This is a genomic window from Streptomyces sp. NPDC004134, assembly GCF_042874195.1.
Lineage (GTDB): Bacteria > Actinomycetota > Actinomycetes > Streptomycetales > Streptomycetaceae > Streptomyces.
In genome coordinates this window covers 20,617-33,844 of sequence record NZ_JBIAMS010000043.1, presented here as the reverse complement: position 1 = coordinate 33,844, position 13,228 = coordinate 20,617, and the positions used below count along the sequence as shown (strand labels likewise).

13 protein-coding genes and 1 pseudogene are annotated in these 13,228 nt (G+C 69.9%); 7 read left to right on the top strand and 7 right to left on the bottom strand.

The genetic code is table 11. The annotated features are described in order from the left end of the window. The first annotated feature begins 213 nt into the window (after positions 1-213). The 3 genes from ACFYVJ_RS34000 (at position 214) to ACFYVJ_RS33990 (ending at position 3,790) form a co-directional block, all read left to right on the top strand. Entirely contained in the window at positions 214-1,206 is a 993-nt protein-coding gene (locus tag ACFYVJ_RS34000; RefSeq protein ID WP_388900125.1) for an IS481 family transposase, read from the top strand. Positions 1,207-1,699: 493 nt separating this feature from the next. Then, entirely contained in the window at positions 1,700-2,266 is a 567-nt protein-coding gene (locus ACFYVJ_RS33995) for a hypothetical protein (RefSeq protein ID WP_388900105.1), read from the top strand. A gap of 135 nt (positions 2,267-2,401) precedes the next feature. Further along, positions 2,402-3,790: a CoA transferase gene (locus tag ACFYVJ_RS33990; protein WP_388900103.1), complete on the top strand. Its 1,389-nt coding sequence runs from the start codon at positions 2,402-2,404 to the stop codon at positions 3,788-3,790. A gap of 180 nt (positions 3,791-3,970) precedes the next feature. Here the strand turns inward: ACFYVJ_RS33990 and ACFYVJ_RS33985 are convergent, their stop codons facing one another. The 5 genes and pseudogenes from ACFYVJ_RS33985 to ACFYVJ_RS33965 form a co-directional block, all read right to left on the bottom strand. Beyond that, the gene (locus ACFYVJ_RS33985) at positions 3,971-5,467 is read right to left on the bottom strand and encodes a cryptochrome/photolyase family protein (RefSeq protein WP_388900100.1); all 1,497 of its coding nucleotides are present in this window, start codon (positions 5,465-5,467) and stop codon (positions 3,971-3,973) included. Between the two features lie 204 nt (positions 5,468-5,671). Then, positions 5,672-5,800, bottom strand: a complete 129-nt coding sequence (locus ACFYVJ_RS33980) for a hypothetical protein (protein WP_388900128.1) — start codon at positions 5,798-5,800, stop codon at positions 5,672-5,674. Continuing rightward, positions 5,796-6,261, bottom strand: a pseudogene (locus ACFYVJ_RS33975) (NAD(P)H-binding protein); the annotation flags it as partial. The pseudogene ACFYVJ_RS33975 and the gene ACFYVJ_RS33980, both read right to left, overlap by 5 nt. Positions 6,262-6,409: 148 nt before the next feature. Next, positions 6,410-6,661 (bottom strand): hypothetical protein, encoded by a 252-nt coding sequence (locus ACFYVJ_RS33970; RefSeq protein ID WP_388900097.1) that lies wholly within the window; start codon positions 6,659-6,661, stop codon positions 6,410-6,412. Positions 6,662-6,704: 43 nt separating this feature from the next. Continuing rightward, positions 6,705-6,965 carry a peptidase inhibitor family I36 protein gene (locus ACFYVJ_RS33965; RefSeq protein WP_388900094.1) on the bottom strand — a complete coding sequence of 87 codons (261 nt, stop codon included), beginning with the start codon at positions 6,963-6,965 and terminating at the stop codon, positions 6,705-6,707. A 553-nt stretch (positions 6,966-7,518) separates the two neighbouring features. On the opposite strand from ACFYVJ_RS33965, the gene ACFYVJ_RS33960 reads away from it, so the two are divergent. Together ACFYVJ_RS33960 and ACFYVJ_RS33955 are read left to right on the top strand one after the other, a co-directional pair. Continuing rightward, the gene (locus ACFYVJ_RS33960) at positions 7,519-7,713 is read left to right on the top strand and encodes a hypothetical protein (protein WP_388900091.1); all 195 of its coding nucleotides are present in this window, start codon (positions 7,519-7,521) and stop codon (positions 7,711-7,713) included. A gap of 280 nt (positions 7,714-7,993) precedes the next feature. After that, on the top strand, positions 7,994-8,146 hold the full coding sequence (locus ACFYVJ_RS33955; RefSeq protein ID WP_388900088.1) for a hypothetical protein: 153 nt from the start codon (positions 7,994-7,996) through the stop codon (positions 8,144-8,146). Positions 8,147-8,549: 403 nt separating this feature from the next. Here ACFYVJ_RS33955 and ACFYVJ_RS33950 read toward each other — a convergent pair whose 3' ends face one another. Both ACFYVJ_RS33950 and ACFYVJ_RS33945 read right to left on the bottom strand, forming a co-directional pair. Beyond that, positions 8,550-8,900 carry a hypothetical protein gene (locus tag ACFYVJ_RS33950; RefSeq protein ID WP_388900085.1) on the bottom strand — a complete coding sequence of 117 codons (351 nt, stop codon included), beginning with the start codon at positions 8,898-8,900 and terminating at the stop codon, positions 8,550-8,552. Between the two features lie 42 nt (positions 8,901-8,942). Then, entirely contained in the window at positions 8,943-10,181 is a 1,239-nt protein-coding gene (locus tag ACFYVJ_RS33945) for an XRE family transcriptional regulator (RefSeq protein ID WP_388900083.1), read from the bottom strand. Between the two features lie 982 nt (positions 10,182-11,163). On the opposite strand from ACFYVJ_RS33945, the gene ACFYVJ_RS33940 reads away from it, so the two are divergent. Together ACFYVJ_RS33940 and ACFYVJ_RS33935 are read left to right on the top strand one after the other, a co-directional pair. After that, positions 11,164-11,412, top strand: coding sequence for a hypothetical protein (locus ACFYVJ_RS33940; protein ID WP_388900081.1), 249 nt, complete (start codon positions 11,164-11,166; stop codon positions 11,410-11,412). A 437-nt stretch (positions 11,413-11,849) separates the two neighbouring features. Then, the gene (locus ACFYVJ_RS33935) at positions 11,850-13,076 is read left to right on the top strand and encodes a PP2C family protein-serine/threonine phosphatase (protein WP_388900122.1); all 1,227 of its coding nucleotides are present in this window, start codon (positions 11,850-11,852) and stop codon (positions 13,074-13,076) included. Positions 13,077-13,228: the final 152 nt, after the last annotated feature.

Here is a 13,228-nt window from a genome sequence, read left to right as displayed (position 1 = left end):
CCTGCACAACTACAACCACCACCGATGCCACACCGCACTCGACGGCCAACCACCCATCACCCGCGTCAACAACGCTCCAGGGCAATACACCTAGGTGTTCTGTCCGGGGAGGTTGTGAACGTCGGGACACGTAGTCGGATGTTCTTGGAGTGAGGGAGGACCTCCGGGTTTGGTGTGGGTCACCACAACCTGCACCGCACCACGGAGGTCCTCGTGTCACACCGTAATGCCCCGCTGAGTCCGACTGGCCGACTGCGCCTGGCCCGTTGTGTCGTAGACGACGGATGGCCGCTGCGATGGGCTGCCGAGAGGTTCCAGGTCTCGGTGTCCACCGCGCACCGGTGGGCCGGCCGGTACCGCGCCGAGGGCGCAGCGGGCATGGCAGACCGCTCCTCGCGTCCGCGCACCAGCCCGCGTCGTATCCCGGTGCGCACGGAACGGCGGATCATCAAGGTCAGGCTGGCGCGGCGGTGGGGGCCGGCGCGGATCGCGTACCTGTTGCGGCTGGTGCCTTCCACCGTGCATCGCGTGCTGGTCCGGTTCGGCCTGGCGCGCCTGGCCCATCTCGACCGGGCCACCGGCCGGCCGGTACGCCGCTACGAGCGCGCCATCCCCGGCGAACTTGTGCACGTGGACATCAAGAAACTGGGCAACATCCCCACCGGCGGCGGGCACCGGGCCGTCGGCCGCCCAGCGGGCCAGCGACACCGCACCCGCACACCGGGCAAGACCCTCGACGCCCGCGGCAACAGCCACGTCGGCTACAGCTACGTGCACAACGCCGTCGACGACCACTCCCGACTGGCCTACAGCGAGATCCTGCCCGACGAGAAGAAGGAGACCGCGGCCGCGTTCTGGCAGCGCGCCCAGGCGTTCTTCACCCAGGCCGGGATCACCGTCGAACGGGTCCTGACGGACAACGGCTCCTGCTACCGCTCCCGAGACTGGCGCGACACCCTGGCAGCGGCCGGGATCGTCCACAAACGCACCCGGCCCTACCGGCCTCAGACCAACGGGAAGGTGGAGCGTTTCAACCGCACCCTGCTCGACGAATGGGCCTACGCGCACCCTTACCGGACCGAAACCGAACGCCGCCAAGCACTGCCAAGGTGGCTGCACACCTACAATCACCATCGCGGCCACACCGCACTCGCCGGCCACCCACCGATCACCCGCGTAAACAACGCTCCAGGTCAATACATCTAGAGCGGGGCCGGCCACCAGGCCGCCGACGACTCCGCCCTGACAGGGTTCCGTCGCAACGCCCGCTCCGGCGTGTGGTGGAAGGGAAGTCCTGAGGGTGCGTCTGGTTTCAGGCGCGCGGCGCCCGTCGGCCCTGGGTCTCCCACCGGTCACTGCCCGCCGCCGCCGGGGTGCTCCCGGCCCTCATGCCCGGTTCGGGTCCGTGGCCTGATCGCGAGTTCGACTGTGGTAGGTGCGCCCTGTCGGCCGGCTGCCGTTGTCGGCTTGCTGAGTACGCGTACTCATGCGCTCGGCCATCGCTTGGCTGAAGGGTGGGGGGATGAAGGCGTACTGGGCGGGACGGGGGGCTGTGGCGCTGGCGGTTGTTTTGGTAGGCGTGGCTGCGGGGTGTGCTCCTGAGCCTTCGGGGGAGGAATTGCGGGCACGGGCTACAGCGGCAGGGGTGGAGAAGCGCCGGGCGGGGGAGGAGCGGGAGATACGCAGGCTTATCGAGCGCATGAGTGCTGTGCGAGGGCTGGAGCACGTCGTCACCCGCCTCTCCGATTCGTGCGGCCAGGGCCACTCCGGGTCGCTGCTGGAGGCCCCGTCCGCGGACGTGCTGAGTTGCAGCATGCAAGCCGTCGTCTATTACGGCGTGCCAGGTGACATCACCGACGTGCTGCCCCGGATCGGTGAAGCCGGTATCGCCGTCTGGGGGCCGCAGGACGGTGAGGGACGGGACATGCCGCACGCGCGTGGCACCGTGAGCTACGCGCTCACGTACCACCGTGATCACGGCCGGTACCCCGACGGCAGTCTCATGTCAACGCCGGTGCTTGAGGCTGCGGGGATGCGGGTCGACTGGGACCGGCCGGGCATGCCGATGCCCAGCCGGTTCGAGGGGTTCGTCCACTCGTGCGATCCGGACGGGGGCCACCCGGTCTACGAGCGCTGCTCCACCGCTCCGAAGGAGCCGATGAGCATGGCCGCCGCCCGGGACCAGTACGGCACCGTCCTCACCTTCAGCCTCGGCGAACCCGGTTCCTCCGCCTACCAGTACTTCACCGTGCCTCGCCGCCAGTGACGACTATCCCGCTGGATTCGTGACTCGGCTGCGCCGATCAGTTCGACCGGCACTGGACCGTGAGCTGCGTGGAGCTCCGGGTGCGTGGCGCCCGGGCCCTTCCCCGTGAGTGGCACCCGGTGCCACATTGTCGGTATGGACTCTCCGATTTCGACAGCTACGGCGCAGGCTTGGGCGGCACTAGGTGCCGATCCTTCCCTGCTCGACCGGGTGACCTATGGCGGTCCGTCCGGAGGACTGCCGGCGCGTCTGCCCGTCATGGAACTGGCGCGGGCCACCGTCGCGGTGTGCTCGCTCGCGGCAGCCGAGCTCACGTCCGTGCGTACGGGGCGGCCCGTGCCCCGGGTGCGGGCCGACGACGAGGCGGTCGCAACGGCGTTCCTCAGCGACCGGCTGGTGCGGGTCGATGGGCAGGCGTGGTCGACTTTCGCACCGCTGTCCCGGTTCTGGCGGGCGGCCGACGGATGGGTCCGTACGCACGCCAACTACCCACACCACCAAGCCAGGTTGCTCGCCGCTATCGGGGTGCGGGGGGACACCGGCGAGGACGTGGTGGAGGCGGTGGCCGGGGCGATCGCGGGGCGTACGACGCTGGAAGTGGAGGAGACCGTCTACGCGGCAGGCGGTCTGGCCGTCGCGGTACGCGGCCCTCATGAGTGGGCCAAGAGCGAGCAGGGGATCCTGGTCGCGGAGCAGCCGCTGCTGACAATGGCGCGCGCCGGCGACGCACCGGACCGGCTCTTCGGTGATGGCGCGCTGCCGTGCGCGGGGCTGCGCGTCCTGGATCTGACCCGGGTGCTCGCCGGGCCGGTCGCCACCCGGACGCTGGCGCTGCTCGGTGCGGACGTGCTGCGGATCGACGCCCCACAACTGCCGGAAAGCCAGGAGGCCCACAACGACACCGGGATGGGGAAACGCTCGACCACCCTGGACCTGGGAAACGCCACCGGGCGCCGACTCTTCGAGGACCTTCTCGACGAGGCGGACGTGGTAGTCACCGGTTACCGTCCGGGCGCGCTTGACCGATTCGGGCTGACGCCAGAAGAGCTCGCCGGGCGCCGTCCGGGTCTCGTGATTGCCCAGCTCTCTGCGTGGGGCCGTTACGGGCCGTGGCACCAGCGGCGCGGATTCGACAGCCTGGTCCAGGCGGCCACCGGCATCGCCGAGCTGGAGGGCTCGCCGGACTCGCCCGGCGCGCTGCCCGCCCAGGCGATCGACCACGGCACCGGCTATCTGCTGGCGGCCGCGGTGCTGCGCGCGCTCACCGAGCAGCACCGCACGGGCGGCACCCGGCTGGTCCGCCTCGCCCTGACACAGACCGCGCACTGGCTCGTCCACGACCTGACCCCCGCCCCGGGCCAGGCCGACGGCTTCGATGCCGGGCGTCGGCTGACCGAGACCGACAGCCCCATGGGCCGGCTGCGCCACGCGCTGCCGCCGGTGTCGTACGAGGGAGGCCCGGTGAACTGGGCACGCCCGCCGGGTCGCTGGGGCACGGACACCCCGGTCTGGAGCAGCGCCTGACGAGCACCTTCGGAGCGATGACCCGTCAGACCAACGCGGCCCGCGTCACCGACTGCGGAACCCTTACGCTCCCGGTCCCCGCACCGGTTCTTCTGCCGGGAACACCGGTCCGGATGCGCCGATGCCGCCTCCGGGTGCGCTGGCCCGGCGGCGCCACACCGGACCGGCGCCGACGGGCCGTCAGGGCGGTGCGTTCCCCCGCTTTCGTTCCTGCCGGCGTACGTCGGTGAGGTCGTCGAGCCGGTCGAGTCCGGCCAGTGGGCGGGCGGTGCGGGGGTTGTCCTTCAGTCGGTCGCGGTGGTGGTCGAGAAACGTCCAGTAGCCGGCGGTGAAGGGGCAGGCCCGCTCGCCGGTGCGGTCGCCCGGTCGGTAGTGGCAGGGTCCGCACAGGTCGCTCATGCGGTTCACGTAGGCGCCGCCGGAGGTGTAGGGCTTCGTCGTCATCCGGCCGCCGTCGGCGTACTGGGACATGCCGATGACGTTGGGGATCATCACCCAGTCGTAGCCGTCCACGAAACAGCGGTGGAACCAGTCGGTGACTTCTGCGGGGTCCCAGCCGCGCTGGAGGGCGTAGCTGCCGAGGATCATGAGCCGGGGGATGTGGTGGGTCCATCCTGTGTCCCGTACCTGGGCCAGGACCGTGCGCAGGCACCGCGCCCGTACCGCCTCGGCGTCCAGGTCGCGCCACCAGCCGGGCAGCGGGGTGGTGTGGCGCAGGGTGTTGGAGCGGCGGTAGTCCTCGCCGAAGTGCCAGTAGAGGTGCCATACGTACTCGCGCCAGCCGGCGATCTGGCGGACGAATCCCTCCACGCTGTTCAGCGGCGCCCGGCCGGCGCGCCACTCCGCCTCCGCCCGCTCCACGCACTCCGCCGGGTCGAGGAGCCCGAGGTTGAGCGAGGAGGACAGCAGGCTATGGCTCATCACCGGGTCGGCGGCGAGCATGGCGTCCTCGTACGGGCCGAAGGCTTCGAGGCGGTGGGTGAGGAACCGCCGCAGGGCCGCCCGGGCCTCGGCGCGGGTCGCGGGGAAGCGCCGCGGGCCGTCGCTGCCGACGAAGGACACGTCGCCGTCCCGTTCCCAGCGGTCGAGGTCGTGCCGGACCTCGTCGTCGATCTCGTCCTCCCGCGGCCGGTACGGGGCGGGGACGGGCAGGGCGTCGGCGTCCCGCGGCGGCGGCCGCCGGTTGTCGTGGTCGAGGTTCCAGCGGCCGCCGGCGGGCTCGTCGCCGTCCATGAGCAGGTTGTGGCCGCGGCGGACCCACCGGTAGAAGTCCTCCTGCCGTGATCGGGTACCGGCGCGTCCCTCCGCCCACTCCGCGAAGTCCCGCCTGGGCACGAGGAAGCCGCGCGCCGGGCCCACGGTGACCTGCCGCAGAGAGCGGACGAACCGCGCGGCGGCGTACGAGGTCGGGTGGTGGACGGTCACCGACCGGCCGCCCGCGGCCCGTGCGAGGCCGTCCCGGTAGGTCTCGGCCCGTACGTAGGTCATGCGGTCGCCGAACTCGGCCGCCCGGTGGCGCATGGCGGAGAGCACCAGGTGCGCCTTGGCCCGGTGGAAGCGCCGGCGGCGGAACACCGACCGGGCCTCGATCATCAGCAGTGGTGTGTCCCGGGCGGGGCCGTGGTCACCCGGGGTGAGGAAGTGCGGTCCGAGCTGGTCGCCGAAGAGCCAGTGCACGCCGGGCCCGCTAGTCCCGGCCGCGGACGGATCGGCAGGGGGCCGGGGGTCCGTACGCGGTGACGTCGGCGGCGCCCGCGGCGGGGGCGGGCGGCGGAGGCCGGTCGCGAGGACGGAGGTCCGGAGCGTACGGGGTGGATGGGGCGGTCATGGTGCCACTCCTGGTGCGATGGGGGTCAGCGGTGGGTGAGTGGGGTGCAGTGACTACCGCGGGGTTCGTCGACGGGCGACCGCGCGCCGGCTGCGCCGGATCGCCGAGGTGCGGAAGCTGCCGGCCGCCGCGTACGCGATGTTGCGTGCCATGCCACCGAAGACGACGGCGTGGAAGGGCATCGAGGAAGACCCGTCCCACCTCCGCCAGGGGCCGCAGATGGGGCGAGAGCGATCGCTCCGGAACGCCGCGCGGGGTGAGCCCGCCGAGATAGGATCCTCCGCACCCCGGCGGCGTGCGCCTGCGGGGAGAAGATCCGTGCCGTGCGCCGGTCCGTCTCCTCGAAGTCCGGTCCGGTGCCCAGCGCCTGCACCAGGTAGTACGCGACGCCGACGCCCCGCAGCGCCTCGCCCGGGGACTCCGCGTCCGTGACGTCCCCGCGGACGGGCTCCACCCGCCACACCCACGGTTGGTCGCGCAGCTTGCGGGTGGTGCGCACCAGACACCCGACGCGGTGACCGGCGTCGAGCAACTGGGGGACGAGTCGACCGCCGATGTGTCCGGATACTCCGGTGGCGAGGCAGTGCAGCGGCTCTGGCCGCGGCGGTACGCCGTCCCGCGCACCGTGTGCGCTCACGCTCATCGCTCTCTCCTCACCGAATCCGCCGGGGCGGGCGCCGTAGGGACCGCTCGTGCGCTCCCCCACCGGGAGGTATGCCCGTCGCCGGGCATGCCTCCATGGCTGCTTCGCGGGATTCAGCCCGCATGGACGCATGGCGGGCCGGCCGTCGTCACCGCTCCCGTACGGCCGCCGCCGGGACCCCAGCCGGCACGTCCCGCGTGGCACGCAGGGCCCGCATCGAGGCAGGCGACCGACGACAGTCCCGCTTCACCTCGGCCAGCGTGGTCTGCCCGCCGCTCTCCAGGTCGAGTGTCTGGACCACCTCGTCTCGGTCCGGCTCGATCGTGGCCGCCAGAAGGGCCGCGCGGCCGTGCGCGAAGCTGGCGTCGTCCGGGTTGAAGACGGTGAACTCCTCAGGCACCCCTACTGTCGCGGCCCGGGCCATCCGCTCGATGGTGACGCACTCAAGGCCGGAGTAGTTCGCGTTTTTCGTAGACGCGTACCGTGCGGCTGTAGTTGTTGCGTACCAAGCTGCCGCGGTCGCGGATGGCGGAGGGCAGGTCGACGCTGCCGTCGACGGCCCGCGTCACCCACGGCTGGCCGCCGAAGTCGATCTCGGGGTAGATGCACACGTAGCCGTTAGGGCAGTCGATCGCCGCCGACGCCGCGGTCAGCGAGGAGGGCGCCGCGGCGGTCACAAGGGGCACGGTCAGCACAACGGCCACCAGAACGCCTCGCCCCACAGGCGCTGAACGGACTTCCATAGACGATCGAGCAGGTGGCACGAACCATCTCCGACCCGCCGCTGACCGTTATTACTGAGGAGATCAGCTCAGCGGCCGACGACGGGACCGGCCACCACTCGCGAATCAAGGCTTCACACTCGACCTCGGTAACGCTCACCAAGGGCATCGGCATGCCCGGGGGGTACGTACGCACCAGAGGGTCGCTGGGGCGATGAAGACGTGATCGAGGTTCAGCTTTTCGAGGACGGCGGACTGCGGTTGTCATGGCCCGCCTCTCCGATGGCCTCAGCGAGCGTCATGCGGAGGGAGGCGGCGCGGAGCAGGTCCTCTTCGACACCACCGCCGTCATCCTTACCCGACACATGCTGGAGCTGATCCGCCTGGTCTCCGACGACGTGGGTTACCACGGGAACTGGGCAGTGGCGGTTGGAGCTAAACCGGCTCCGTGGCCGCCGCAGGTACAGCGGACCGTCGCACTTCCCCAGCAACCACTGGTACAGCGCACCGCAAACTACGTGAAGCACCAGGCGCGGTGGCTCGCAGGCTTCTCGGCCCTCTGCTCCGCTCGCTGGACTCAGCAGAGCTGTTCGCGAAGGCCCTGACCGACGAAGGGTGCTGCCTGTACAAGCGGAGGGCGGGGAGCAGGGTGGTCAAGGACCTGTACTGGTCGAACCGTCGGATCCGGGTCGGCGCCGAGGACAACGACATCGCGTTGGAAAAGCGCTGAGTCCGCTCGTTCCCCCTCAGCCTGCCGCTGCTGGTCATACAGATGGGGGAGCGGGAGAACACCCTGCGGAAGCGTGCCGAGATCGCCGCACGCATCGAACGCCGCCTCGGGGGCTCCGCAGGTCTCGATGCTCCCCAGCCGCTGGCGTTCGCGCGCGGAACAGGGGCGGTGTCCTTCGCCCGGTTCGCGGGCACGTACGCGACGAACGACGACGCCCTCATGCACTGCCGGACCCACGACGCGGCCGACCGGCGAACCGACGTCTTGCCTCTTCGGCAGCATGGTGCACCTGCGGCTGTTCCGCGGCGCAGACAACTACCAGACCGGGTGGATCTCCTCGGAAGCGCCCGCGAGCGAGCAGTTACTGATGCACCGCGGCGTGCCGCCAGAGCGGTGGGGCGAGGACCTCGAATATTTTCAGTGGAAGCCCTGAACATCATGCTGCAGCAGGTGACGAAGCCGTACTCAAGAGAACACCCGGACCAGCCATGGGCCCGCGGCTCCACCTTCGGGCACGCGGGGAACTGCGACTGGTTCGCCGAGATCTACACTGACGCGGTAGTGGATCGCCACTGGTGGCGGTCACCGACGATCTTCAGGGCACACAACGGATCCTGATCGGCGCGCGAATGTGGACACGCACCACCGATCCGTCGGCGGTGGTGCCTTATGGCCGGCTCCGCGGGGCTGCCCGTCGGCGCCGCCGTACCGGCGGCAGGTGTATCTGGCCCCCCTCGGCCTCGCCGCCGCCCTCTGCTGCTCGAAGTGATTCACCCGCTTTCCGTCGTGATCTTAGCCGCTGCGTCACGGCGTGATCAGATCCTTTGTCGGAGAGGTCACGAGGCGAGAGTTGAGATGGCCAAGGCGATTCCGCAGATGCCGGCCGGCAGCCAGAGGTACCCCAATTGCTTGAGCCATGTCCGCGGGCCACGGCTGCCCGCCGGAACGAATAGGGTGTTGAGCACGAAGGCGGCGGCCAACGATCCAGCGGTACAGACGGCGAGCAAGGCCAGGCCGAGATCAGCGGTTTCTTCGCCCTGGTGTGATGGGCCTGGACCACTCCATTCCCAGCTTATCCAGAACGCCGCGAGGAGCAGCGGGACGAGAGATACCGCTCCGATCACCAACCCGGTGATGTGGTTGGCTAGTGAGAGCCTGAACCATCCGTGGTCGCTGGAACTTCGCATGCTGAATACTACCGCGGGACTTGCGGCGGCTAAGCTTGTTGTTCAACCTCCCGGGCTGGTGGGGGTGGGGTACAACTGTCGCGTGTCAGACCGCATTCGGATAGCAGTCGCGCAGAGCCCGGTCACCTGTGACCCCTTGGTCAACGGGGCAGCGGTCCGTGCGCTGATGGTGGCGGCCCGGGCGGCGGTTGCCCGGCTCGTGCCCTTCCCAGAAGGCGCGATCTCGGCTATCCCTCGGGCCCTGAGGCGAAACAGGCGCTGGCGGGCTGGTCCATCGACTGGGCGGCGGTACAGAACCAGCTGGACCTGACCGCCAAGGCGGCGGCCGATCTCGGCCTCTGGGTCGTCGTGAGCTCCAGCCACCGCCTGACCCCGCCGAACCGGCCGCACAACAGCCTGTACGTGATCTCGGACGCGGGACAGGGTCGCGCCCGAGACGTTCGGCGTGCTCGACTGCCGCGGCGAGGTGATCGGGCGGGCCAGCGCGGCGAAGCGCCGGTCGTCGGCCTCGGCGGCGGCCTGGGCCATCGCCGCCTTCAGATACAGCATCCCGAGCACGCTCAGTCCATCCGGTCCGCGCTGGAGCAGTTCGCCCTGGAGTCGGTCGGCGATCGCGTCGGCGGCCTGGCCGTGGTTGGTCATGTCGTCGGCCAGGTGCCGGGCGGCGGATGCCATGGTGACGGGGTCTTCGGAGCGTTCGGCGGCGGCCACGGCCCGGTGCCCGGCGAGCACGGCGGCCTCGTTGTCGCCCCACTTGATCAACGCGGCGTTGGCGAGTTCCAGGGACAGCGACAGCAGCCGGAACGCCGCAAGCTGGTCGTCGCCGCGGTGGTGATGGGCGGCCTGGGAGGCGTCGATCAGGAGGGTGGGGAGCACGGTGCCGAGCTGGGCGAAGTACCCACGCTGGAAGCCGTCGTGGGCGTGGGCCAGGGTCCGGTCCAGCAGCTCGACGGACACCGGCTCCTCGTCGGCGCCGCCGCAGGCGCCGGTGACGACGTCGTGGTGGTGCAGGGCGGCCCGGACCGCGTCGAGTTCACGCTGTCCGGCACAGGGCACCGCCTCGTCGGACAACAGCCGCTCCAGCGTGATGCCGAGCTTGGACGCGGCGAGCAGCATCACGGACAACTGCGGATCAGCCTGCACCCGGCCGGCTTCCAGCTCCTCGACCCACCGCAGCGACTTGCCCATCAGGGCTGCGAAGTGCGCCTGAGTCATCCGGCGGCGGCCGCGCCGGCAGGCGACGCGGTGGCCGAAGCGGTAGCTGTTCGTGGGAGTGGTCATCGAAGTCCCGGAGCGGAGCGGGAACCCACAGGCATCCTGTGGGCTGCCTTCGGTGTACCGCACCTACGGTCCCGTTATGACCAAGTCCTGCAAGCCCGTCACCCCAACGTGGGGCGCCGGTGCGGCGGCGGGCGGGACGCGATCGTCGTCGCTCCGCTGCAGGGGTCTCGCCGCCCTCGAGGCGATGCACCTGCCGGTCGCGGACGGCTACTCCGTCCTCGCCGACTACACGCGCCAGGAACTCATCGTCTCGTGCCGAGCGGCGGCTCCGGCTGCACCGGGGCCCCGGGGTGAGTGCTCTCCCTCGGCTCGTGGCTCCTGGTGCCTGTGTACGGCACGAACGGGTCCTTCGCCTCGATTCGGCTGAGCGTGCCTCTGCCGAGTGCACGGTGGGAAGAGCGGGACACGGGCGACCTCCCCTCGGCGACGTATCGGTTGCAGCCGACGTGGTCGTCCTCCGTACCGCGTTGTCCAGGGTCGACGCCCCGACGGCCGGATCAGGAACGTCAACCGTCCCGTACTCGCCGAGGAGATGAGCCCGGTCACGGAGTGCCGTTCTCAGGTCCGTTGACGGCCGCTGAGCTCCGCTGGCATTCCGGGAGGGGGGAGGGGTCCCGGGACACGGGCCGCAGGATGCATGACAGGTTCCGCACCTCACACGCCTGGCATCGAGGAGAAGCTCATGAATGGCCCACCCTCCTACTCGCCCCACAATCCCTACCCGTCCCACCCGCCGGCTGGCCCCTCCCGGCCATGGGCGGTGCAGTGGGTGTGGGGCCTGATGGTCGGTGTGACGGTGATGTGCAGCGTCGTGGTCGTCAGCGACGAGTCCTTGAAGCGATCTGAGTTCGAGTCCCCGGGGGCATCGGAATCGTCCGCACCATATGCGACGTACTACTGTCTGGCCGTACTCGGGTTTTACCTTCTCTTCGCTTTCCGAGCCCGTAGCGGCAGGTCGTCGGCCCGGATCGGGACGCCGATCATGACGGTGATCGTCTTCTTCACGATGACGCCCTATTGCTGGCTGGGTTTCACCGACGCCCGCAACGTCTTTGGCCCGGAGGGTGAGGAGTACGGTCCGGTCTACGCGGTGCTGACCATGGGCGCGCTTGCCGCTGCTATCGCCGCACTGGTGCTGATCTACTTCCCGGCAAGCAACGCTTACTTCCGATATGCCCGGATGGGTCGCATTCCACCACCTCCGCCGCCTCCCGCCGCTCGTGATCGCTGACGACGAGTCTCCGCCTTCTGTGTACTTCATCATCAAGATTCGGAGAAGGATCGACCCCTGACGGACGGTCAGGCCGTGGCATTCGCGTCCGCGGAACGCGGCGCCTCTGCCGCGGGGTGACGCCGGTGACGGCAGCGTCGGTGTTGTACAGCACTCGCGCTCGGCAGGGAGTGAGGTGCCTCTCGACGGGGATGCCCAGCCTGCCCGCGTTCTTGACGAGGCAGCGGCCGTCGCCGGAGTGGGGCCCGCACACCGGCCCGCCTGCCCGCACCTTAATCGCCCCACCGGGCCAGGCTCCGAATAGCGAGTTCCACAACCGCAGACCGCGTGGGCCGACACGCCCCGCATTGGCGTAATGAGCCCCTCGGGCCGCTTGGCAGGTCACCTTGTACACAGGCGGTGACCGTGGTGGCAGGAAGGGCGTGGCGAACCGGGCCATGGGCGAGGAAATCGTGGACCGGTCGGAGGGATTCGGTGAGCGTCTGCTGGGCCTGCTGCTGGACAGGGCGCGACTGCTGCCGCCGCAGCTCATCGCCCCGCTGATCGCGGATGAGGTCGCCAGGATCGGCGGCCGTGACGTCTCCATCCTGCTCCAGGACTACGCGCAGGAGCGGTTGGTGCCGCTTCCGGGTAAGAAGCTGCACGTCAGCGAGCCTCAGGCGATCAGCGACTCTCCCGCCGGCCGGGCCTTCCTGCGCGCGGCTTCCGTCGAGGCAACACAGGCCGGCGGCGGCGTCCGGATTTATCTGCCCTTGCTGGACGGCAGTGATCAGGTGGGTGTGATGGCCCTGACCCTGGACGCCGTCGGCGACGACATCCGGCGCCTGCTGCGCCGACTCGCCGGCTTGGTCGCCGACATGCTGGTCACCAAGAGCGCCTACACCGACCAGTTCTTCCTGGCCCGGCGCAGGGAGCCGATGAGCGTGTCCGCGGAGATCCAGTGGAACCTGCTCCCGCCGCTGGCGATGTCGGTACCGCAGATCTCGGTGGCCGGGGTACTGGAGCCCGCCTACCGCGTCGCCGGCGACAGCTTCGACTACGCCCTCAACGACAACATCCTGCACATCGCGGTGATCGACGCAATGGGCCACGGCCTGGACGCCGCCACCATGGCGACCGTGGCCATCGGCGCCTACCGCCATGCCCGGCGCGTGTTCATCAGCCTCGCGGAGAAATACGCGTTCATGGACGCCGCCATTTCCCAGCAGTTCGGGCCCGACCACTTCGTCACGGCGCAGCTCATGCACATCAACATCGCCACCGGCCAGATGGAACTGGTCAACGCCGGCCACCCCGCACCTTTGCTGATCCGCGAAGGCAAGGTCATACGGCAACTGGAGAGCGCGACGACACTGCCCGTCGGCTTCGGCGGCGAGGAGCCCAAGGTCAGAGAGCACACGCTCCAGCCGGGCGACCGGGTGCTGTGCTACACCGACGGCATCATCGAGGAACACGTCGAACACGAAGAACAGTTCGGCGAGGAACGCCTCATCGGTTGCGTCAACCGCCTGCGGGAAGAGCCGTCACAGAGCCTGCGGGCAGATCTACGCCGGCTCTCCCACATGCTGAAGAAGCAACGGGGCGGGCGCACCAGCGACGACGCCACCCTTTTCATGATCGAGTGGCGCGGGGGCGCCGCCGACCACCTCGCGATCCCTGACTGAGCACACCGACCCTAAACCAGTCCGCACCAGGCATCGCCGCCCACGCGAGCGGCAGCCCTGCCTGCACGCCGATCGGCTCCCGGAGGGGAGAAGTTCGAAACAGCAGCGTATGGCCGCGACGCGGTTCTACAGCTCCCGCTCGGCGGGGTAAG

Bases quoted from the DNA above. Each gene is read 5' to 3' on its own strand.
- ACFYVJ_RS33980 (WP_388900128.1), bottom strand. From the start codon at position 5,800: ATGCCCTTCCACGCCGTCGTCTTCGGTGGCATGGCACGCAACATCGCG.
- ACFYVJ_RS33940 (WP_388900081.1), top strand. From the start codon at position 11,164: ATGACGGTGATCGTCTTCTTCACGATGACGCCCTATTGCTGGCTGGGT.
- ACFYVJ_RS33945 (WP_388900083.1), bottom strand. From the start codon at position 10,181: ATGACCACTCCCACGAACAGCTACCGCTTCGGCCACCGCGTCGCCTGC.
- ACFYVJ_RS33995 (WP_388900105.1), top strand. From the start codon at position 1,700: ATGAGTGCTGTGCGAGGGCTGGAGCACGTCGTCACCCGCCTCTCCGAT.
- ACFYVJ_RS33990 (WP_388900103.1), top strand. From the start codon at position 2,402: ATGGACTCTCCGATTTCGACAGCTACGGCGCAGGCTTGGGCGGCACTA.
- ACFYVJ_RS33935 (WP_388900122.1), top strand. From the start codon at position 11,850: ATGGGCGAGGAAATCGTGGACCGGTCGGAGGGATTCGGTGAGCGTCTG.
- ACFYVJ_RS33955 (WP_388900088.1), top strand. From the start codon at position 7,994: ATGGTGCACCTGCGGCTGTTCCGCGGCGCAGACAACTACCAGACCGGG.
- ACFYVJ_RS33950 (WP_388900085.1), bottom strand. From the start codon at position 8,900: ATGCGAAGTTCCAGCGACCACGGATGGTTCAGGCTCTCACTAGCCAAC.